Source organism: Vibrio sp. ED002, assembly GCF_023277445.1.
In the GTDB taxonomy this organism is placed as follows: domain Bacteria; phylum Pseudomonadota; class Gammaproteobacteria; order Enterobacterales; family Vibrionaceae; genus Vibrio; species Vibrio jasicida.
Map to the genome: position 1 here is coordinate 1,856,735 of NZ_CP080239.1, position 20,828 is coordinate 1,877,562.

The 20,828-nt window shown below is 42.8% G+C and carries 21 protein-coding genes; 17 read left to right on the plus strand and 4 right to left on the minus strand.

What is annotated here, in order from left to right; translation table 11 throughout:
* Nucleotides 1-283: 283 nt before the first annotated feature.
* The 11 genes from ITG12_RS24910 to ITG12_RS24960 all read left to right on the plus strand — a co-directional run bounded on the left by ITG12_RS24910 (nucleotide 284) and on the right by ITG12_RS24960 (nucleotide 10,871).
* On the plus strand, nucleotides 284-1,729 hold the full coding sequence (locus tag ITG12_RS24910; RefSeq protein ID WP_017189782.1) for a TrkH family potassium uptake protein: 1,446 nt from the start codon (nucleotides 284-286) through the stop codon (nucleotides 1,727-1,729).
* A 72-nt stretch (nucleotides 1,730-1,801) separates the two neighbouring features.
* Nucleotides 1,802-2,902, plus strand: a complete 1,101-nt coding sequence (locus ITG12_RS24915; protein ID WP_231570848.1) for a hypothetical protein — start codon at nucleotides 1,802-1,804, stop codon at nucleotides 2,900-2,902.
* A 219-nt stretch (nucleotides 2,903-3,121) separates the two neighbouring features.
* Nucleotides 3,122-3,955 (plus strand): AraC family transcriptional regulator, encoded by an 834-nt coding sequence (locus ITG12_RS24920; RefSeq protein ID WP_248874407.1) that lies wholly within the window; start codon nucleotides 3,122-3,124, stop codon nucleotides 3,953-3,955.
* A 459-nt stretch (nucleotides 3,956-4,414) separates the two neighbouring features.
* A complete protein-coding gene (locus ITG12_RS24925) occupies nucleotides 4,415-5,323 on the plus strand; it encodes an urease accessory protein UreD (RefSeq protein ID WP_248874408.1) in 909 nt (302 codons plus the stop codon).
* Nucleotides 5,324-5,400: 77 nt separating this feature from the next.
* Complete coding sequence (gene ureA / locus ITG12_RS24930) at nucleotides 5,401-5,703, plus strand: urease subunit gamma (RefSeq protein ID WP_009696559.1); 303 nt, start codon at nucleotides 5,401-5,403, stop codon at nucleotides 5,701-5,703.
* 10 nt (nucleotides 5,704-5,713) lie between these two features.
* Nucleotides 5,714-6,034, plus strand: a complete 321-nt coding sequence (locus ITG12_RS24935) for an urease subunit beta (protein ID WP_009696560.1) — start codon at nucleotides 5,714-5,716, stop codon at nucleotides 6,032-6,034.
* Between the two features lie 11 nt (nucleotides 6,035-6,045).
* A complete protein-coding gene (gene ureC, locus ITG12_RS24940) occupies nucleotides 6,046-7,749 on the plus strand; it encodes an urease subunit alpha (protein ID WP_010453624.1) in 1,704 nt (567 codons plus the stop codon).
* Between the two features lie 19 nt (nucleotides 7,750-7,768).
* Nucleotides 7,769-8,278: an urease accessory protein UreE gene (gene ureE, locus ITG12_RS24945; protein WP_009696562.1), complete on the plus strand. Its 510-nt coding sequence runs from the start codon at nucleotides 7,769-7,771 to the stop codon at nucleotides 8,276-8,278.
* On the plus strand, nucleotides 8,229-8,975 hold the full coding sequence (locus tag ITG12_RS24950) for an urease accessory UreF family protein (RefSeq protein ID WP_240538037.1): 747 nt from the start codon (nucleotides 8,229-8,231) through the stop codon (nucleotides 8,973-8,975). Before ureE ends, ITG12_RS24950 begins: the two co-directional genes overlap by 50 nt.
* Nucleotides 8,976-9,005: 30 nt before the next feature.
* Complete coding sequence (gene ureG / locus ITG12_RS24955; RefSeq protein WP_038869832.1) at nucleotides 9,006-9,620, plus strand: urease accessory protein UreG; 615 nt, start codon at nucleotides 9,006-9,008, stop codon at nucleotides 9,618-9,620.
* 198 nt (nucleotides 9,621-9,818) lie between these two features.
* Entirely contained in the window at nucleotides 9,819-10,871 is a 1,053-nt protein-coding gene (locus ITG12_RS24960; RefSeq protein WP_038869830.1) for a DMT family transporter, read from the plus strand.
* 113 nt (nucleotides 10,872-10,984) lie between these two features.
* On the opposite strand, the gene ITG12_RS24965 is transcribed toward ITG12_RS24960, so the two are convergent.
* Nucleotides 10,985-11,761 (minus strand): helix-turn-helix domain-containing protein, encoded by a 777-nt coding sequence (locus ITG12_RS24965; RefSeq protein WP_231570846.1) that lies wholly within the window; start codon nucleotides 11,759-11,761, stop codon nucleotides 10,985-10,987.
* A 273-nt stretch (nucleotides 11,762-12,034) separates the two neighbouring features.
* Between ITG12_RS24965 and ITG12_RS24970 the strand changes: the two genes are divergently transcribed.
* Genes ITG12_RS24970 through ITG12_RS24980 form a run of 3 tightly spaced genes read left to right on the plus strand, consistent with a single transcriptional unit; the run spans nucleotide 12,035 to nucleotide 14,792 of the window.
* Nucleotides 12,035-12,796, plus strand: a complete 762-nt coding sequence (locus ITG12_RS24970; RefSeq protein WP_038869828.1) for an ABC transporter ATP-binding protein — start codon at nucleotides 12,035-12,037, stop codon at nucleotides 12,794-12,796.
* Nucleotides 12,797-12,805: 9 nt separating this feature from the next.
* Entirely contained in the window at nucleotides 12,806-13,795 is a 990-nt protein-coding gene (locus ITG12_RS24975) for an ABC transporter substrate-binding protein (RefSeq protein WP_248874410.1), read from the plus strand.
* Entirely contained in the window at nucleotides 13,788-14,792 is a 1,005-nt protein-coding gene (locus tag ITG12_RS24980; protein ID WP_026000287.1) for an iron ABC transporter permease, read from the plus strand. The genes ITG12_RS24975 and ITG12_RS24980 overlap by 8 nt, the downstream gene beginning before the upstream one ends.
* A 121-nt stretch (nucleotides 14,793-14,913) precedes the next feature.
* Here ITG12_RS24980 and ITG12_RS24985 read toward each other — a convergent pair whose 3' ends face one another.
* Nucleotides 14,914-15,141: a PAS factor family protein gene (locus ITG12_RS24985; RefSeq protein ID WP_038869823.1), complete on the minus strand. Its 228-nt coding sequence runs from the start codon at nucleotides 15,139-15,141 to the stop codon at nucleotides 14,914-14,916.
* A gap of 1,166 nt (nucleotides 15,142-16,307) precedes the next feature.
* Between ITG12_RS24985 and ITG12_RS24990 the strand changes: the two genes are divergently transcribed.
* Nucleotides 16,308-16,490, plus strand: a complete 183-nt coding sequence (locus ITG12_RS24990; RefSeq protein WP_038869821.1) for a hypothetical protein — start codon at nucleotides 16,308-16,310, stop codon at nucleotides 16,488-16,490.
* A gap of 116 nt (nucleotides 16,491-16,606) precedes the next feature.
* Nucleotides 16,607-17,872, plus strand: a complete 1,266-nt coding sequence (locus ITG12_RS24995; protein ID WP_248874412.1) for a Rid family hydrolase — start codon at nucleotides 16,607-16,609, stop codon at nucleotides 17,870-17,872.
* Between the two features lie 69 nt (nucleotides 17,873-17,941).
* On the opposite strand, the gene rnk is transcribed toward ITG12_RS24995, so the two are convergent.
* Both rnk and ITG12_RS25005 read right to left on the minus strand, forming a co-directional pair.
* A complete protein-coding gene (gene rnk, locus ITG12_RS25000) occupies nucleotides 17,942-18,334 on the minus strand; it encodes a nucleoside diphosphate kinase regulator (RefSeq protein WP_248874414.1) in 393 nt (130 codons plus the stop codon).
* Nucleotides 18,335-18,548: 214 nt separating this feature from the next.
* Nucleotides 18,549-19,394 (minus strand): helix-turn-helix domain-containing protein, encoded by an 846-nt coding sequence (locus ITG12_RS25005; RefSeq protein ID WP_248874416.1) that lies wholly within the window; start codon nucleotides 19,392-19,394, stop codon nucleotides 18,549-18,551.
* A gap of 776 nt (nucleotides 19,395-20,170) precedes the next feature.
* On the opposite strand from ITG12_RS25005, the gene ureG (ITG12_RS25010) reads away from it, so the two are divergent.
* A complete protein-coding gene (ureG, locus tag ITG12_RS25010) occupies nucleotides 20,171-20,794 on the plus strand; it encodes an urease accessory protein UreG (protein WP_038869813.1) in 624 nt (207 codons plus the stop codon).
* Nucleotides 20,795-20,828: the final 34 nt, after the last annotated feature.

The window sequence follows — 20,828 nt, forward strand, 5'->3', positions numbered from 1 at the left end:
ACTCGGTAATAGAGGGATCTTTTTAGGCAGAAACATAAAGTTATAAATATTAAGTCAGATTGTTTTTAGTCAGTTGTTTATCTCAATGTAACGAAACGATAAGAATAAGTCATTGCGCGATCTGCCTATTGTGTTTTGATGTTTCTCCCTAATAAATAGCATTATTTATATTTTTGCTCATATTATATCGGTCATTGATTTAACCTTATATATCAATTGAATTTAATTGGGAAAATTGAATAAATAATAAAGTTGTTGGTAAGAATAAATGAACTGATTTTTAATGATTAGCTATAAACCAGTGTTTCTCGTTTTGGGATTCCTGTTATCTAAACTCGCATTGTTTATGTATATCCCATTTTTGATGGCTGTAGTGACAGGGACTCAAGGGGCGTTAGATTTTGGTTTATCAGCAATCATTACCCATATCGGTGGATTAGTGTGCGTGGCGATTGGCGGGAAAACATCAATCGCTCTCAAGGTAAAAGATGCATTTTTGATCACCACGCTAGTCTGGGTTCTAGGCAGCGCGTTTGCGTCACTTCCCTTTGTGTTCATCAATGAAATCAGCTTCACCAACGCTTATTTTGAAACCATGTCTGGTATCACCACGACTGGGTCTACGGTTCTTGCTGGTCTTGATAACATGGCTCCCAGCATATTGCTTTGGCGTTCGCTGCTTCAGTGGTTTGGTGGCGTAGGGTTCATCGTGATGGCTATCGCTATTCTACCCATGATCAATGTTGGTGGGATGCGACTCTTCCAAACCGAATCCTCTGATTGGTCAACAAAAAGTGCACCTCGAATGAAGAGTGTTGCCAAGAGTATTCTGTCTGTTTATCTGCTGCTGACTTTTCTTTGTGTGATGAGCTACTTGCTATCTGGCATGACTGTATTTGATGCGATAAACCACGCACTGACCACTGTATCTACCGGAGGGTATTCAACGACCGATGCCTCCATGAACGGCTTCTCGCCAATGGCTCATTGGGTGGCGATCATCTTTATGTTTGCGGGTGGTATGCCATTCATTCAGTTTGTGGCAGCAATCAACCAAAAGAGTCTGTCGTGTTTAGTGAAAGACGCGCAAATCAGAGCCTATTTTAAGTTGGTGGTTGCGTTGAGTTTGGTTGTTGCTTGCTGGTTGGCATTGAAGCTCGATTACCCGTTTATCGACGCGATTCGTATTGCGACCTTTAATATCGTTACGGTGATGACCACCACGGGTTTTGCATTAGACGATTTCTCCAGTTGGGGGAGTTTACCAACCATTTTGTTTTGCTTCGTTCTGTTGATGGGTGCGTGCTCTGGCTCAACGTCAGGGGGCTTCAAAATCTTCCGAATTCAGATAGCGACCTCACTCCTTAAAAAGCAGGTTTTCCAACTGGTACACCCTTCTGGTGTCTTTACCTTGCGTTACAACAAAGCACGTTTGTCAGACAGTATTGTGCAAGGTGTAACGGCATTCGCTTTTGTTTATGCATTAACCATTATTTTTATCGCAATGTTATTGGCAATCATAGGCTTAGACCCTGTCACGAGCTTGTCCGGTGCCATTACTTCGGTGGCGAATGTCGGTCCTGGTCTAGGTTCCATTATTGGTCCTACTGGCAATTTCTCGACACTACCAGATGCAGCAAAGTGGATTTTGAGCCTCGGAATGCTGATGGGACGCTTGGAGATCCTAACCATTGTGGTCGTTTTGTCTCCTTGTTTCTGGCGTATTTAACCTCGCCGATTTTTCTAACACTCACTTTAAATGCTAGTGAGCTCTTCAGGTCTTTATTTTTAAATTATGATTATGAAATTGGTATTTTTTGCGAAAGAGATTCATCACTTTATCTTGCGTATTCATGCTGTGGATGGGAGAAAAAAGAAAGAAATTAGAACGTTAAGGCAAGGCTTATGTCGCACCCTACAGTTTGAAGGCGCGGGGTTTGAGCTCTATTCCTTGTTAGAACCAACACATGATATCTCCAAGGCTCAAGTGATACGTCTTGCTAAAGATAAACTGAAAATCTTAGTCCGAAAGTTCAAAAAAGAATTCGAGGAAAAAGAAAACGATGCCTTTGATGCTTTAGAGAACCAAGTTATTGGTTATTTATTTAACTCTGAACAGAAGGTGAGCCTAAAAGAGCTTTCTCAAAACCTCTATATCAAGGGTGTTTATGACCAAGAGATGCTCGTTACCACCATGAGTCGGTTGGTAAAAAATAACAAGGTGAATGTGATCCACACGGCTCTGGGCAGTATGTATTACATTAATTATCGCAATAACTGGGTCTATGATGGTTCCAACCAATCCTACGTCCAATGTAAATGTCATTATCACTGTGCAACCTGCGAGCTGAACTTGGACTGTGCCTATCAGCCAAAACACAAAATCGTGCGTGAGTTCTATAAGTTGATTGATGCTGGCTTGGCTGTCGCTACGGGAAAGTTGGAGAAAGAGAGTGATAGCTTGCTTGGTGACACCATTCGCTTTTACTCGAGTATTAAAACACCGAGCGAGACAAGAATATCGGAAGGTGTGGATTACACCGTGATCAACTCAACGGATGATCAGTTCGTTGTCATTGATAACTTGGGCGACCCATATAACGTGTTATTGGAAGACTTAAATTGGTTTCGTATGGATTTGGGTAATCAATGTAAGAGCAAGCAAGAGGAGGTTGCCGTCAAAAGGCGATTTATCAGCAACTACGAGTCAAAGCGTAAGACCAGAAATTGCATTGTTCAGTGCTTGTCATCCATCGGCGACACTTCGGTATCGGTCGATACGTTAATGATAAAGCTAGGGTTGTTAAGACTGCCTATTGAAAAAGCGCTCACTCTGCTTGAAGAAGAAGGGGTGGTCAAAAGCCTAACTGAGGCTAACACCAAGAAGTACTTGCTATGCTAGTTGAGTTTCGTGCTTTTAGCGGAGCGGTCATCTTTTCCTATCAAATCACGCCATCTTCACGATGGCACTGCGACCAGTTTTCTATAAGGGTAGGGGAGTGATTTAGATTTGAAGTCATATAACTTCATTTATGGATTGATTATCTATACATGTCACACAAAGAATCGACTATCTTGCTAGTATGCTTGACAGTATATAGATGTTAATTATTTGATAGCAATGTTTTTTCATAATATTAATGCCAGCAATTTTAGACTACACAATTACAGAACTAAAAAGACCATATTTGTCAGAGTCTCAGGTTATCAAGGAGACATTACTATTAATGGTTCTCCCATTCAGGAGTTTAACAATAGGTTAATTATCATTCCAAAAAACTCGTTTATTCACGTTAATATATCAAAGTTAACTGAGCAGTCTGAATTAGACTTCATTAGCTTAAATGATTTTGATACTGGCTTTATTAAGCGCGACCTTTACGAGTTAAACAAGTTTATCTTTGATAAGAGAAATCGAAAATTGTGTCGTTCGAGTGATGGCGGAAATTTCTTAAAAGCTCATAACAAAGATTTTTGTGATGTCTTTTTAATGAATCGGGTCGTTGATGGGCACCGTTGTATGGGGCGGTTGAACAAAGCGCTGCTTAGACAGAGTGTGGTTGACCTTCTGATTCACCTACATCTGGAAAACAAAGACATCAATATCGTCTTAAACATGAAAACTGATCTGTCGGTTTCTGAGAGATTGTCCAATCTGCTTATGCGTGAACCGAGGAAGCATTGGACGCTTGAGGCGGCGGCTTTGTCTATGGCGACCAGCATTTCTACCTTGAGGAGAGGATTATCAGCAGAGCAGAAGTCTTTCTCTTGCATCCTCAACGAGGTGAGGCTCAATGTCGCGATTCGGTATCTGAAGTTTAGTAACTTCAGCATATTGAAGATAAGCAACCTGAGTGGATTTAAGAGCTCCGCCTATTTCTGCACTGTGTTTAAAAAAAATAAACTTACCACACCTCAGCAGTTCAGAAGCCGCTTCAGAAAATCCATTGTTTAAGTTTATCGGTTTCCGGTAATTCACTCTTATCTCATCGTTTAGCAATGATAGAAATTGTGAGTAAATTCACTGTTTATATTTTTTATTTAGTAACTCAGAAATAGTTTTAAACATTCCATTAATAATGAATTGATGCTGACATTTATATTGTAATCTTTTGGGCAAAATGTCTAATTTAGACTCCGCTTGATTCCTGTATATTGTGTCCATTCGTTACAGCATCGATATAGAAATCCATGTGATTGTGTAAGTTTATTAATAGTGACGCTATGGGTGAAATTAAAGAAGAGAATTATTAAGCCTCTTTTTTTTACTAGGCGTTATTTATTACTCGTGATTTCTATTCCTATTCAGCGTTATTCGTTGAAGTTTGACCTATTTCACTCGTTACCAATGAAACGGTAATAAGCATTTTAATCCTAAATTTTTATTTAAAGGTAGGTAGAAAGGTATGTTCATATGACAGATTTCCAAACGACAACGACTGACAAAACCCATACACCTCGTGTTGAACAAGGTTTTGGTCTCAATCGTCAGTGGTTAGCGTCTTTGACATTAAAATTTGGTGTGCATGCTGAAGGTAATTCCAGTATCACGCGATTAAATACCCTACGACACTTTGGTCCCCTGATTGTCCAAAGACCTTTCTATCCTGAGGGCAAAGATGGCTGTTGCCATGTCTACATTCTGCACCCGCCTGGTGGTTTGGTGAGTGGTGACGAGCTGAACTTCAACATCGGTGTCCAAAGTGACGCTCACGCTTTAGTGACAACCCCCGCCGCAAACAAGCTGTACAAAGCCGACCGAAACTTGGTGCCGTGGAAACAACACACCAACTTGGATGTTGAGGATAACGCCATTCTAGAGTGGCTTCCTCAAGAGTCGATTGCTTTTGATGGTTCTATTGGTGACCAAACCTGCACGATCAACTTGGGTACAAATGCCAAGTGTCTTGGCTGGGAAATTACCGTTCTTGGGCGACCTGCCAGTGAGCTGCCATTCGAAAGTGGGTGCATCACTCAACAATTTAACCTCTACCAAAATGGCAAACCGCTGTGGCTTGAAAGACAAACGGTTGACCCGACTCATCCGCGTTTTACCGGTAAGTGGGGACAAGGTGGTTCAACGGTTCACGCCAATATGTGGGCGGTGGGTCTAAACGACCCAAAACAAGCCATCTTAGCACTTCGAGAGCACATGCCAGCATCCGATCGCTGGGCGGTGAGTGAGCGACGCGGCGTGTTGGTCATCCGCTATCTCGGTACCGAAAGAAACGAAGTTTGGGACTTATTCCAACAAGCGAGAGAAGTATTGCGCCCGATGCTCATTGGCATGGAACCGGTGATACCAAGAATCTGGCTGACTTAATCAAACTCGAATTATAACGCCTTATTAAACATCTAATAACGCGATTTTGTATTGATAATCATGAAACGGAGTAAACGATGGAATTAACACCTAGAGATAAAGACAAATTACTTTTGTTCACTGCAGGTCTGCTTGCTGAAAGACGCAAAGAAAAAGGCATCAAGCTGAATTACCCAGAATCTGTTGCGCTGATCAGCTGCGCAATCATGGAAGGTGCACGTGAAGGGCGCACCGTTGCAGAAATGATGAGTGCAGGTCGTGAAATCTTAACTCGTGCTGATGTTCAGCCTGGCATTGCTGAAATGATTGAAACAGTACAAGTAGAAGCAACTTTCCCTGACGGCACAAAGCTAGTGACTGTGCATAACCCGATTATTTAAGGAGACCTCCATGTTTGCAGGTGAATACCAACTAAAAGCAGATGACATTGAGCTGTGTACTGACCGCACAACGATTCCAGTGAAAGTTTCTAATACGGGTGACCGCCCTGTTCAGGTTGGCTCGCACTACCACTTTGCTGAAGCGAATCGTGCTTTGTCTTTTGACCGAGAGCTTGCTTACGGTCACCGCCTAGCGATCGCCGCTGGCATGTCAATCCGATTCGAACCAGGTCAAACCCGTGAAGTGGAGCTGATTCCGTTCGCTGGCTTACGTCAAGTCTACGGCTTCCGTGGCGACGTGATGGGCTCACTAGATAACAATTCTAAGTAAAGGTAACAGTAATGAAGATTTCTAGACAAGCGTATGTAGACATGTACGGTCCTACCACGGGCGACAAAGTCCGTCTGGGTGATACAGAGCTATGGATTGAGATTGAAAAAGACCACACGCACTACGGTGAAGAAGTCGTATTTGGTGGCGGTAAAGTCATCCGTGACGGTATGGGTCAGAGCCAGCGTTGTGATGACGCAGTAATGGATACGGTTATTACTAACGTTATCATCATGGATTACTGGGGCATCGTTAAAGCTGACGTTGGTCTTAAGCAAGGCCGTATCGCAGCCATCGGTAAAGCGGGTAACCCAGATGTACAGCCTAATGTTGATATCATCATTGGTCCTGGTACTGAAATCATCGCAGGTGAGAACCAAATTCTAACTGCAGGTGGTATCGATACACACATCCACTTTATCTGTCCGCAACAGATTGATGAAGCGCTGATGAGCGGTGTAACGACCATGATTGGCGGCGGTACTGGTCCTGCAACAGGCAGTCTAGCGACAACCAGCACATCGGGTCCTTGGCACATTGGCAAGATGATGCAAGCGGTCGATGATCTACCAATGAACATTGGTCTACTGGGCAAAGGCAGTGCAAGTACGCCTGAAGCGCTTGAGCTGCAAGTAAAAGCGGGCGCAATGAGTCTGAAGATTCACGAAGACTTTGGTGCGACTGCTGCATGTATTCACAACGCCTTGAATGTTGCAGATCGCTACGATGTTCAGGTTGCGCTTCACTCAGATAGCTTGAACGAATCTGGCTTCCTACAAGATACGCTGGCTGCATTCAAAGATCGTTGTATCCATACCTACCACACTGAAGGTGCGGGTGGTGGTCACGCTCCGGACATCATTGCAGCGTGTGCACTGCCAAATGTACTGCCTTCTTCAACAAACCCAACGCGCCCTTACACCATCAACACCGTTGATGAGCACTTGGATATGTTGATGGAGTGTCACCACCTAGATCCAAACATCCCTGAAGATGTTGCGTTTGCAGACTCTCGTATTCGTCGTGAAAGTATCGCCGCAGAAGACATTCTTCACGATATGGGCGTGATCTCGATGATGTCATCAGACTCACAAGCAATGGGACGTGTGGGTGAAGTGGTATGTCGTACTTGGCAGACGGCAAACAAGATGCGAGTCCAGCGCGGTCTACTTCCTGAAGACCAAGATCTTGGCGCAGATAACTTCCGTGCGAAGCGCTACATCGCGAAATACACCATTAACCCAGCCATCACTCACGGTATCGCACACGAAGTGGGCTCGATTGAAGTAGGTAAATTCGCTGACTTGGTGCTTTGGAAACCAGCATTCTTCGGCGTTAAGCCATCCATCATCTTGAAAGGTGGCATGATCGCAGGCGCTGCGATGGGCGATCCAAACGCGGCGATCTCAACGCCTCAGCCAGTTCACTACCGCAACATGTTTGGCTCACTAGGTCGCGCAGTGTCAGCGACGCGCATGACGTTTGTTAGCCAAGCTGCGATGAACACAGGTCTAGAAGAAAAGCTGGGTCTGAACAGCCCGCTTGTTGCGTGTAAAGACGTTCGTAACAAGACCAAACAAGACATGAAGCACAACGATGTGTGTCCTGAACTGACCGTTGATCCACAAACTTATGAAGTAAGTGCAGACGGCGTTCTATTGACGTGTGAACCAGCAACAGAAGTTCCGTTGGCTCAACGCTACCATTTGTTCTAATTAACAGTAAGGGCTTGCAATGCTTGAACTAACAAAACGATTAGATGCCAATACGGAATGTGAGGTATTCGATAGTCTTATTCTTCCTTATGAGCTGCGTATCCGAGGACGCCTGAAAGGAGTGACGGAAAAGGGACATGATGTCGGTTTGTTTCTCGATCGTGGACCAGTATTACGTGATGGCGACCTGCTAGAAGCGAAAACGGGTGAAGTGATTCGTGTCCATGCTGCGAACGAACCTGTCACGACGGCTTACATCAACGGTACGCTTCCTCTCGCTCGCCTTTGTTATCACCTAGGCAACCGCCACACATTGCTCGCGGTTGGTCAGGATGAAGACGGACGTTGTTGGGTACGAATGACGCCGGACCATGTGCTTGAAGAATTGGCACTGCTGCTTGGCGCAACATTGACGCACCATCAAGCGCCTTTTGACCCAGAATCCGGTGCGTACGCACATGTTGGTCGTGAGCAATCTCATGATCATTCTCATGGTCACCATCACCACGGGCATCAGCATGAACACTAATACTTCTGATCGTGAAGTCGGTGATCTAGCACTACTTGGTTTGATGCAATTTATTAGCCCAGCACTTCCTATTGGTGCGTTTGCTTGGTCGCAAGGGCTAGAAAGCGCTTTTGAGCTTGGTTGGGTGAAAAACGAAGAAGAGCTTGGTGCGTGGCTAGAAGGCGTGCTTGATGACGGTTTAGCGCGTTGCGAATTACCTGTGCTAGCGCGCTTGTATCACTCGTGGGCGAATCGTGATTGCCAAGAAGTGACGTTTTGGAACGATTGGCTGTTAGCGAATCGCGAAACCTCTGAGTTATGTGAAGAAGACATTCGTCTTGGTCAAGCATTAATAGACTTACTGACCAATCTTGAAATGCACCCTCAGCTGCATGTTGAAGGGGCAAAACAGCTTCAAGAACCTGGATACGTGACCATGTTTGCTTGGGTTACGCAGCTTAACCATATTCCTGTTCGGCAGAGCCTGCTTGGCTTTGCATGGGGATGGTTAGAAAACCAATTGGCGGTGGCATGTAAAGCACTACCGCTGGGGCATACTGCAGCGCAGCGTCTGTGCATTCGACTGCAACCTAAGCTTGTTGAAGCGGTCGAATCTGCCCTCAGTTTAGAGGATTGGGAGCTAGGTCCAACGCTTCCTGGCTTAGCGCTAGGAAGTGCAAAACATGAAACGCAATATTCAAGACTATTTCGAAGCTAATTTGCTTTAAAGAACAAAAGGAAAATTAATATGACACAGTGTTTACGTGTTGGTGTAGGCGGTCCTGTTGGTTCTGGTAAAACAGCGCTGCTACGTAAATTGTGTAAAGCACTTAAAGATCATTACAACATCGCGGTTGTAACGAACGATATTTACACCCGTGAAGATGCGGACTTTTTGCTCAAGCATGACGCGCTGCCATCAGATCGTATTCTTGGCGTAGAAACAGGCGGCTGTCCACATACTGCTATCCGTGAAGACGCTTCGATGAACCTAGCGGCGGTGAACGACTTACAATCGCGTCATCCAGACCTTGAGCTAGTGATGATCGAATCTGGTGGTGATAACTTGGCTGCGACATTCAGCCCAGAGCTGTCTGACCTAACGATTTACGTTATTGATGTGTCTGCAGGCGACAAGATCCCACGTAAAGGTGGTCCGGGTATCACTAAGTCAGATCTATTGATCATTAATAAAATCGACATTGCTGAATATGTACACGCGTCTCTCGATATTATGGACCGTGATGCGAAGAAGATGCGTGGCGATCGTCCATTTATTTTCGCGAACTTACATGACGGTGTTGGTTTAGAAGATATTATTCGCTTTATTTTGAAAGAAGGCATGCTGCCTGACCGTAGATAGCATCAATCTTCTTTTAATATAAAAACGATATTTACCCTAGCGTCTCCCTACGAAAATTATTTAACTCTGTATTAATTAAGCCATACCAGTCATTGAGTACTGGTATGGCTTATTAATGCATATTTTTATTTTGCTAAATAACAATGTGCGTTAATTAAAAAATCCAATATTACTTTTATTTACATTCTGGGGCTATTTATGTCTGAAGTTAGAACCGCGTCCACATCTGGACCAGAAAATAAAATGAGCAAACCACTTGCTTATATGTTTATTATGATTGGTATTATTGCGTTAGCATTTTCTGCCATCATGGTAAAAGAGGCCAACTTTGAACCAGCAACCAACGCGTTTTTACGTTGTTTAGTAGGTTTCTTAGTTTTAATTCCTTTTGCTGTCTCTGAAATTAAAAAGAAAGGCTTAATTAACAAATCAGGTTTTGCACTCGCTATCGTCGCTGGTATTTTCCTTGGTCTTGATATGACCTCTTGGAACTTTGCGATCTTCTTTATTGGTGCGGGCATCTCATCTATCTTGCTTAACCTACAGATCATCATCATGCCATTGCTTGCCATGACGTTTGATAAGTTTAAGCCGGAGAAAAGCTTCTGGTTCCTAGTACCGATTATGTTGTTCGGTATTGTTCTAGCGGGTGGTGTTCTAGAAGGCGGTCCATCCGAAGGTCCAAGCACCATGTGGGGCTATCCAATTGCGCTAGTGGGTACGATTCTGGGTATTAAATCGGGTATTTGTTACGCGCTATACCTCTACACTAGCCGTAAGTCGGGCACACTGAACGCAGGTCGCTACTTCCAGCCACTGATGTGGGTATTCCTTGCTCAGCTTATCCCTGCTGCGATTGTTATGGCGACGACGCACGGTTTCAACATTACCACGGGTGTTCTTGTCGACGGCAAACTGCCACTATCAGCGGCTGATGGTTCGATTGCGGGTGATGCGATTAATATGAGCAACTGGATCTGGATTGTGATCTTAGGTGTTGTTGGTCATGCGGTTGCTTGGGTATTTGTACAAATTGGTTCGGTAAACTTGGACCCAACCGTTGTTGCAGGTCTATTGCTATTAAGCCCAATTACTACCGTTCTTGTTGCACCATTTACAAGCGGTGAGTCGGTGACGCTATTGCAGTCAATCGGTGTGGTGATTGTACTCGTTGCGGTGGCATATCAGAATGGTCTGCATACTGCCGTGCTAAACAAGTTCAAAGGCGAGCCAGCGAAAGTGGAAGGCTAAGCTTCAGTTCTTATAAACATAATAGAAAGCCCAATATTAACGCCAATATTGGGCTTTTTTAGGTTTTGTGGATTATGAGCTTCGATTGTGTTTGTTTGGCTATGAGGGAGTGATTAGTACTTGAGTGTCAGCAGTGATGAACCGTTGTTTTCTCTAGAATATTGTCTGAACTTTGAGGGCGTAAGATTGTACTTTCGTTTGAATGCATCACAGAAATAAGCCGAGCTACCAAAGCCGCAACGATGGCTGATCTCACTGACATTGTAGGAAGTGAACGTCAGCATATTGAGTGCAATGCCCATTCTTACGTCTAACAGCAATTGGCTGAAAGAGACGTCTTCTTTATTCAAGTGTCTTCTTAGCGTGGAAGAGGAGATGAACAGCTTGCTGGCGACTTCCTCAATTTGCCACTTATGAGTCGGATCTTGGCTTATCATCCGAGTGATGACTTCTCGCTTTGATTGGTAATGATCGGATTTGAACATTCGAACAATATCCATTTCATAGTAACTCATTGTTAAGAATATAAAAAACAGAGTCTCCTCAACCAGTAACGTCTTTAAAACGTGGTTACTTAAGGTGTCATGCCCCTCTTTTAATATTTTGAATCTGTCCTTTATCTCGAAGTTGTCACTGATAGTGTAAGAGATATTATTGGCACCAAATGCCCGCTGTGGAACTTTAGCAATCAGAGAGTCGATCGTATGGTTTGATACAGTCAGTATTTGAACCTCAATGCACTGTGTCGGGCTCTCGCTGCGTAAGTCACACCAAACTCGGCTGTATTGAGGAATCATCAAGATAGTTGGGGAGGTAATGGCGATCTTACTGTCATTGATGGACACAAGTCCTTTGGCTTCAGAGAGATATATTATGTAATGATGTTCCACATAAAACTCTCTGAGCGTTATCGTTTTACAGTCAATTACTTTTCTATACTTCATATCTATTATCACGATTGAAAATTTAGCTATTTGATATAGTAGTTTTTCAATTAACTTTGCTATTCGTTTCACATGAATAAAGGATAGGGCTCTATTTCTAAGTAAAATGAATATATTTCTAAATCATAATTAAAAACATATTTTTTATTTTCTGTTTTTATTGACTAAGGTTTTTTTTATTTGATAATGGCTAAATATTAACTAGCAAGGCTTATTAATGTGAAAGAAGTGTTAACCATTAAGGGATTGTCACTGGGCATTAAAACGGAGTTAGTTAGGGATATTAGCTTTAGTCTAAAAGAGAAAGAGTTCTTAGCGGTTGTTGGTCCTAATGGGTGCGGAAAATCGACCTTTATTCGCACCATTATGGGAACGGTGAATATATTCTCTGGTGAATTGATTTTTCTGGGAAAACCACTTTCGAGTTATAACCATAAAATGCGTTCAAGATATATTGCATTTATGGGGCAGAATAATACCGTCGACCCACAAATGAGAGTGCTTGATTATATTTCTCTGGGGCGATTTCCTCATTTTCACTATTCCACGCGCCAATACGACAACGAATGCATTACCCGTGTGATCGCTGAGCTTGGACTGGAGACGTTAAGAGAGCAAAAAGTTGGGCAGCTTTCTGGTGGAGAGTTTCAGCGCGTCAACTTAGCGCGAGTGTTGGTGCAAGAGCCCAAGTTGCTGCTTTTAGATGAGCCGACGAATCACTTAGACCCTAAAGCGAGAATAGAGCTCCTCAAAATCGTTAAGGATAAGCAGATTACAACGATTGCCGTGTTACATGATTTAAACCTTGCCGAATACTTTGCCGACCAAGTGATGATCATTAATCGAGGCAAAATGCAGGTGTGCGATACGGTCGAAAACACGCTCAACGCTCACTGGATAAAAGATACTTTTGATTTGAATACTCTTCATTTCTTACATCCTACAACAGGAAAAGCGATCCGTTTTTTTGAAATAGATTAAGGAGTTACCGTGAAAAAAATATGCTTGATGCCGTTGTTTTTATCTGTCTCTGTTTACGCAAACACCAATGCACCGACGGAACCACATTACCCAGTCAGTGTTGAAAGCTGCGGGGACGTGTTGACGTTTGAACAAGCACCAAAACGCGCGGTATTCCAAGACCTCAATATGACGGAAATGGCGTTCGCATTGGGGCTACAACCTAACATGGTGGCGGTAAATGGTATTACAGGTTGGTATCAAGTATCCGATCAGTTCAAGGCAGACTTAGGTGATATTCCCGAAATCTCTGGGCGTTACTTAACGCTAGAACCTTTACTAGAAAAGAATCCAGACTTCCTGTTTGCTGGTTGGAACTACGGTCTTAAATTTGGCTCGGATCTGACGCCACAAAACTTGGCGCACTTTGGAGTAAAGACGCTGGTACTCAGCGAAAGCTGCGCTCATATCACTAAGAAGAAGCAAGAAGCTTCCATGGAGTTGCTTTACGGCGATGTTCTTAAGCTAGGCAAAGTCTTCGATAAGAGTGATAAAGCACAGAGCTTAGTCGAGAGCTGGAAAAAAGACCTCAACGAAATAGAGGCAAAGGTAGCCGCTTATCCAACCAAGAAAGTGTTCCTTTACGATTCAGGTATTGATCAGCCCTTTACCAGTGGTCGCTTTGCCATGCCTCATGCGCTGATCAAAGCGGCTGGTGGTGCCAATGTGATGGTCAACGAAAACTTTAGTTGGGGCACCGCTCCATGGGAAAAAGTCGCCATTCATAATCCCGATATGATTATTTTGGTGGATTATGGCAGCTCAGATGATGCAGCGATCAATAGCTCGATAAAAGCTCTGAGTGACAACCCTCTAATGCGCCAAACGAATGCGGTGAAAAATGGTCAATTTTTGCGGTTGAAGTACAGTGAGCTGACGCCAGGTCCCAACAATGTGGTTGCCATCAAGAAGATTGCAGCCAAGCTCCACCCCGAGGCTGGTATCGTGATTAATGAGTAATTCGAATGTAAAGTTTTGGCTTGCTATTGTGGCAAGCCTGATGCTGCTATCGGTCATACTGTTCCTTTCGCTCTCTTACGGAACAATAAACATACCCTTTTCCTCGGTTTATCAGTTTTTTACCTTTGACCACGCCTCGCTACCTGCAATGACCAACGTTATTTTGAGTGAGATTCGAATTCCTAGATTTCTGCTTGCGATTTTAGTTGGTGCTGGGCTTGCTATGGTGGGGGCGCTATTGCAGACCGTGACTAAGAACGACTTGGCTGATCCATTCTTATTCGGGTTATCTGCGGGTGCATCGGCTGGCGTTGTTGCGGTTATCAGCCATTTCGATTTGGCGTTAGGTCAATGGTCTTTACCGGTGGCAGCATTTGCTGGGGCAACCTTATCCGCAGCTTCGGTCATCCTGGTGTTCTTTCTACAAAAGTCTCAAGGAGTTGAGCGCCTGATTTTGTCTGGATTGGCGGTTTCGTTCCTGTTCAGTGCCATTACTGGATATTTGATTTATACCGGCGATCAACGTTCGGCGAGTAATATTCTCTTTTGGTCGATGGGGGGCTTAGGGCTGGCAAAATGGGAAAATCTGCCGTTTGCTTCTGTTGGGGTTATTGTGCTCGCACTGTTTACCATGCTGCGCTGGCGTTCGCTCGATGCCATGTTGGTGGATGAGGACACCAGTAACTCACTGGGTGTAAGCGTCAAATTCCTCCGTGTGACCGTGTTTATTTTATCGGCACTCTCTACAGCCATCTTTGTCTCTTTAAGTGGCGTGATTGGCTTTGTTGGGCTCATCGTGCCGCATCTCGCGAAACCATTTTCCGGACCGAGTCATCGTTATCTATTGCCTTTATGTGCTTTTATTGGCGCGATGCTGCTCTCAGCCAGTGACTTAATGAGCCGAGTGCTGATCCCCGGTCAGGAGTTACCCATAGGTCTGATGACTTCAGCAATTGGCTCTATGTTTATTCTGTTTTTCGTACTTAGAAAGAAATAAGGCGAGATAGAATCCCAAGGTCATGGAGATAACTCTGCTATATAAGTCGGCCTCACCGTTTAAAGTGGTGAGGCCGACTTTTTTGGTTAAGGGCGTGAGAAAGCTTATTCCTCGTTATCGATTATTTGTTGCTTAGGATGATTCTTTCCGCATCGCCTACCGCTCTGGTTAAGCTTTGGTTGCTGGACAGTTGACCGGAACTTACTGGACCAAGAACATGGGTATATAGTGCTAACTGCTTCTCGAATGGCAGTTTTAGAGTGTTGTAAAGCTCCTGCCTAATTTGAACATGAGACTCTTGTGGGGCTGAAGATAAGCGTAGTAGGGTTTCATGAATAACAGTTTTCATCTGTTGTTTGTCCTTTTGTTTTCTACGTTGTTAGGGCTTAAATAAAGTAGCACCACCGAGCATGTGCATACTCGGTGGTGGTCGTGTGCATCTATATTGGTTTGGGCGAGATTGCTCGCTTTATCCAAGTTTTAGTGAGTGCTTCAAAGTGAAAGCACTTCTTTTGTTATTTTCTAGCTCAAGAGCTTATTAATTCGGTTGATCACCGTTAGGTTCTGGTGCTGTCTGTCTTTTCTAATTTCGTTAACTAAGGTTTTCCTTAGCCTCGCTTTAGTGACTTCTAATGGAGGGACGTTCAGTGACCCCTTCACTCTGCATGAGATAGTGTCGGGGCAATATATCTCACCTTTGGCTGTATTTCTTAGTAGCCAACGAAAGCAATTTGGACATAACTTATCTGTTTTCTCGTACATATTTTTTTTGGCTTACTATCCGTTAAATAGATAAAAAATTAACACCATTCGAATATAAGCGGATGTTATACCCATCACTGGCGATAGACTTAAACTGACAAATAAAAACGTTATCGAAATTAAACTTGTATTTATTTGAATTTTCACAGTTGTAGAAGAGTAAGCTTGAGTCTAATTCGACAAAGACGTTGTCTTCTGAATCGCAAGAAAAGGAGGTGACATCATCAATAGAATTGAGAAAACTTAATATCTTGTTCCAGTATGTGGCATTGAAGGGCTTTAACCTAATCTCAAAGTCCTCAATCGATGAATAGTCAATCCTTTCTAAGTTCATTTTCTACCTCAAAAAAAGCCCTAACCAAAATTGGATAGGGCTAAGTTGTACAAGAGCGGAATAAAGTTATTTGTGAGTAGGTTACTCAATTCATATGAGCGAGTGGACTCTATCAAATAGGAGTTTATATCGACAAGTGGGTGTGAAATATTTCTTATTATTTCAAAACATTATGACTTAATTGTTTAATTTATAAAATCAAATGCAAGCCTTTTTCTGTTCTTCTTGGTTTCATTTTATTAATGATATTAGAGATGAAATTTTGAGTAGGAAAAGCTGCATCAAGGCAATGGGAAACTTGAAATGTAAAGCGTGTAAAAATTAAACATAATGCGCGCATGTTGTAATGAATTGCGTCTAAATAATCAGCATAATCTTATAGTTTTACTTACGATGTGATTGTTTGTGAAAGGAGAGGTATGAAAATATTTAGAGGCATATTAATTGATTTAGTCATCCTTGTTGGGGTCCTATCCGGAATGATTACTTTCTCTTTAAATAAAATCGATATATTAGGAACGATTCTGATTATCACCGCTTCTTTGTTGATCTTAGCTCTATTTATCTATGGTTTAAAAGATGGATATAACAGAAGCGGTTAACTCTATTATTATTCTATATTAAATTGCAATGAAATATAGCTGATAGCTCTCCTTTCTAGCCTCAATGATGTTCACGTAAGTTAAATACTTTTATCATTAATTAAAGGTAACATTAAATGACTGGCACCATTATTAAATGCTCTAGAAACACAGAAACTGCACCACTTAACAGCCATTCAACGCAAAGTGTTGCGTTTTCTCACTACAACAATATCTCCGCTCAACTTCCGATTGATCCTCAAACCAACCAGCTTGTTGACGGTGGTATTCAGGAGCAAGCCAAACAATGTCTTTTGAACATTAAAAGAATTGTAGAGAGCATTGATCATGTAATGGATGATGTCGTTAAGATAAATGTCTACTTGACCAACATTCATGACGTTGAAGAAGTAAACAAGGTGTATGCGACTTTCTTTACTAACCTTCTACCAACACGCACAGTGCTGGCGATTGAGGCGGTGCCTTTTGAAGGAGCGTTACTACAAATGGATGCGCTTATTTCTAATGGAGAGGGGACAACACCCCAAAAGCCATGTGACTTGATCAAGGTGTCGCGTGATACTGATCTAGCACCGACCAATCCGATTTCTACACAAACGGTCGCATTCTCGCACTACAACAACATCTCCGCACAGTTGCCGGTAGATGCAGCGACAGGAGACTTGGTCGAAGGTGACGTAAAAGAACAAACTCATCAATGTCTGCAAAACATCAAGAACATTCTAGAGAGCATTGATGTTCCGCTAGATGACATCGTAAAAACGACCGTTTACCTGCAAGATCTAGCAGATATTGAATCAGTGAACGAAGTGTACCGTACTTTCTTCCCAGATTCGGCGATCGCAAGAGCCGTGGCTTACATGCCTGCTCGCTCGGTTATTCAAGCTTCAGCGCTGCCAATGGGCGCTGCAGTACAAATTGATGCCGTGATTTCTCATGGTGATGGCACGCCGCCTCAAGAAGTTGAAGATCGCCATGGCATTGTGATTAAGGCAAACAACACGCTGAATGCACCTCTTGATGCGCTTGCAACGCAAACTGTGGCGTTTTCTCACTATAACCACATTTCTGCGCAACTACCGATGGATGCTCTGAGTTATGAACTGGTTCAAGGTGGAGCTAAAGAGCAAGCTGAGCAATGTTTGAAAAACATTAAAGCGATCGTTGAGAGCATCGGTCACGTGATGAATGACGCGGTTAAGGTCAATATTCAAGTGACTGACATCGCTGATATTGATGCAATCAACGAGGTGTACGCCACTTTCTTTGATGGCGATTTGCCAGCAAGAACCGTGATTGCTGTGTCTAACATCGCGCTAGGTGCCAAAGTTCAAATGGATTGTGTTCTGTCAAACGCAGAAGGCACACCGCTACAAGTGTAATCAAAACATAAAGCCATCACTCTGGTTAAGAGTGATGGCTGATGATTGAGTTTATTCGTTGGATTATCTCTACTCTATATTTCTTTCTGGTTGAAAAACGACATCCAAGATCTCAATGGTTTTCTTGTTGCCATTTGGCAGTATCCAATCGATGCGTTGACCGACAGACAGCCCGATAAGTGCCATGCCAATCGGCGCGAGTATGGAGATGTGAGAGTTATCTCTCACTTGGTTTGGGTAAACGAGCACTTTCTGAATATGCTCTTCCTCACCAAGGAATTTGAACGTCACCTTAGAGTTCATCGTGACAATATTGTTGTCGATCTCGTGTGCATCGACAATCAATGCGCGGTCAATTTCATCTTCTAATTTAAGCAGCTCGTCGGTGAAATTCGGAATGTTATCCAGTAATCGACAGATGTTGTTGTAGTCATCAGATGTAACGGTGATCGAATTAGACATAATATTTCCCTAAATCTAATTTTTATGACCCAGCCTTTGAGATGGCTTGGGTATATCGTGAAGTTTTCTAGTGCATAAAGCGAAACACCATACTCCTGAAGGACGAGAGAAAACGTTACCTGGACGCAATGATTGGTGATTTAAATGAAAAGCAAAATAGAGTGAGCAGAAAGCGCAAGGCTTTACGCTCGATCCGTCATCCACTAGAGCGTTGTTAGCTCACATCGTCACTTCTTGTGGAGACAAGTGACGCATCACTGGTCTTCTTAGACTGAGCTCGGAACTGTGATGGCGTTAAGTGATATTTTCTCTTGAAGGCATCACAAAAATAAGCGGCGCTACCAAATCCACAGCGGTTGCTGATCTGTGAAACGTTGTAGGAAGTGAACGTTAGCATGTTCAATGCAAGCCCCATTCTTACATCTACCAATAGCTGGCTAAACGACAGGTTCTCTTTCTGCAAATGCCTTCTTAATGTTGAGGTAGAGGTAAACAGCTGCTTGGCGACATCTTGAATTTGCCACTTTCTTTGTGGTTCCTTTGTGATCATTCGTGCGATGACTTCACGTTTGCTTTCTTCGTAATTGAACTGAAAGACATTGAAAACATCGATACCAGATTCGCAAAGAGAGAGCAGTATGAAATATAGCGTTTGTTCTAAAAGGATGATTTTCAAAGCATCTCTACTTAATGAGTCATACACTTCTTTGAGTAGTTGAAAGTTATTGTCCACATCCACTGGTGTTGGGAGTTGATGAGCTACCGTATTTTTGATGAACCTACGCTTTTGAGGAAGTTGAAGTAGCAAGCCTTCTAACATGTCATCGGTCACGATTAACAATTGAATCTGTAATGGTGAGAACGACGATTTCTGAGTCAAATTACACGACAAACAGGTAAATTGAGGGATGATTAAGGTTGACGGGCCATCGATGGTGATTTGTTGTTCATTGATGTAAACGGTGCCTTTTGCGAAGGCGATGTTGACAATGTAGTGATACTCTACGTAAAACTCCTCAAGCTTCACTGGTTTGAACATTTCAATATATCTATATTCCACTATTGCTTATCTCATAATTGGGCTTACTACAGGCAGTAAGTTGGGCTAAAAGAAAAGCATCCATGCGACAGTACAACGCACAGTATAACGCTACTCCTTTGTTCTTTTCATAAATTCATCAAAGAAAGTGTCTTATCTCAGTAATTTGAGCTCAAATCTAAATAGGCGCTATTGATTTTTTATTTAACTTATTGAAAGTAATGAATAATGTTTTTGTTTTTATCAATCATGAAAATTAAGATTACGAGTCAGATAGCTGAATTGAGGATCAATAGCACACCTAGTAATAGTGTTCTTTATGCAGAGATGGTGCTTGAAGTATTTTGAACATCTTAGGATGTAGATATGAAGTCACAATGTTCAGATAATTTAGCCTGAATTCTAATTCTAAATTTTATGGGCTGATATCGGAATGGAATGGTGAGGCTTTTATTGTATATTTTGCTTCGAGAGTGGTTAGGAGACATAACCTACCAGTCGAATCATGTAGACATTGTTGATGATAAAAATTGCAAACCTTCGTTATCAATATTTACGGGTTAGTTAGTCAAAAACTTCGCCAATGAGTTTGCCTAATCACTCTCAAACCATTCACAACTCAGTGCCTTATTTAATACTCCAATACTCACTAAAAAAACATCATCTGTTCCTTGATGACTGCCATTCAAAATCATCCTCTTAATTGGTGACTTTCAATAACGTTCGGCTTTTTCATTATTAGCCATTAAATAATTACACATCGAATTTTAACTCCATCCATAATTTGGACAACTCTTATGCAAGAAAACTACAAACAACCTTTGCGAATTGGCGTTGGTGGACCTGTTGGGTCTGGTAAAACGGCATTGCTAGAGGTTCTGTGCAAAACTCTCCGAGATCTTTATCAGATCGCTGTCGTCACTAACGATATCTATACGCAAGAAGATGCAAAGATACTCACTCAGGCAGAAGCCTTAGATGCAGAGCGTATTATTGGGGTCGAGACTGGTGGTTGCCCGCATACCGCGATTAGAGAAGACGCCTCGATGAACCTCGCTGCGGTGGAGGAACTCTCTATGCGGCACAAAAACCTAGACGTGGTATTTATCGAAAGTGGTGGTGACAATCTCAGTGCCACGTTTAGCCCTGAACTGGCTGACTTGATGATCTATGTGATTGATGTATCGGAAGGGGAGAAAATTCCACGCAAAGGCGGACCTGGCATTACACGCTCTGATTTGCTTGTTATCAACAAAATAGACCTTGCGCCTTATGTTGGAGCATCATTAGAGGTCATGGAAGCGGATACCGCTCGAATGCGTCCAGAGAAACCTTATGTGTTTACCAACCTAAAAGAAGGTAAGGGGCTGCAGGAAATCATAGACTTCATTGTCGATAAAGGTATGCTTGAAAAGAGATAGCATCGAAGTATGCCAAAGAAACTGCTGCGTATCA

Excerpts from the sequence above, each read along its gene's own strand:
- ITG12_RS24960 (WP_038869830.1), top strand. The coding sequence starts at position 9,819 with ATGTCTGAAGTTAGAACCGCGTCCACATCTGGACCAGAAAATAAAATG.
- ITG12_RS24985 (WP_038869823.1), bottom strand. The coding sequence starts at position 15,141 with ATGAAAACTGTTATTCATGAAACCCTACTACGCTTATCTTCAGCCCCA.
- ureA (WP_009696559.1), top strand. The coding sequence starts at position 5,401 with ATGGAATTAACACCTAGAGATAAAGACAAATTACTTTTGTTCACTGCA.
- ureE (WP_009696562.1), top strand. The coding sequence starts at position 7,769 with ATGCTTGAACTAACAAAACGATTAGATGCCAATACGGAATGTGAGGTA.
- ITG12_RS24910 (WP_017189782.1), top strand. The coding sequence starts at position 284 with ATGATTAGCTATAAACCAGTGTTTCTCGTTTTGGGATTCCTGTTATCT.
- ITG12_RS24995 (WP_248874412.1), top strand. The coding sequence starts at position 16,607 with ATGACTGGCACCATTATTAAATGCTCTAGAAACACAGAAACTGCACCA.
- ITG12_RS24935 (WP_009696560.1), top strand. The coding sequence starts at position 5,714 with ATGTTTGCAGGTGAATACCAACTAAAAGCAGATGACATTGAGCTGTGT.
- ITG12_RS24915 (WP_231570848.1), top strand. The coding sequence starts at position 1,802 with ATGAAATTGGTATTTTTTGCGAAAGAGATTCATCACTTTATCTTGCGT.
- ITG12_RS24920 (WP_248874407.1), top strand. The coding sequence starts at position 3,122 with ATGTTTTTTCATAATATTAATGCCAGCAATTTTAGACTACACAATTAC.
- ureC (WP_010453624.1), top strand. The coding sequence starts at position 6,046 with ATGAAGATTTCTAGACAAGCGTATGTAGACATGTACGGTCCTACCACG.
- ureG (WP_038869832.1), top strand. The coding sequence starts at position 9,006 with ATGACACAGTGTTTACGTGTTGGTGTAGGCGGTCCTGTTGGTTCTGGT.
- ITG12_RS24980 (WP_026000287.1), top strand. The coding sequence starts at position 13,788 with ATGAGTAATTCGAATGTAAAGTTTTGGCTTGCTATTGTGGCAAGCCTG.
- ITG12_RS24925 (WP_248874408.1), top strand. The coding sequence starts at position 4,415 with ATGACAGATTTCCAAACGACAACGACTGACAAAACCCATACACCTCGT.
- ureG (WP_038869813.1), top strand. The coding sequence starts at position 20,171 with ATGCAAGAAAACTACAAACAACCTTTGCGAATTGGCGTTGGTGGACCT.
- ITG12_RS24950 (WP_240538037.1), top strand. The coding sequence starts at position 8,229 with ATGATCATTCTCATGGTCACCATCACCACGGGCATCAGCATGAACACT.
- ITG12_RS24990 (WP_038869821.1), top strand. The coding sequence starts at position 16,308 with ATGAAAATATTTAGAGGCATATTAATTGATTTAGTCATCCTTGTTGGG.
- rnk (WP_248874414.1), bottom strand. The coding sequence starts at position 18,334 with ATGTCTAATTCGATCACCGTTACATCTGATGACTACAACAACATCTGT.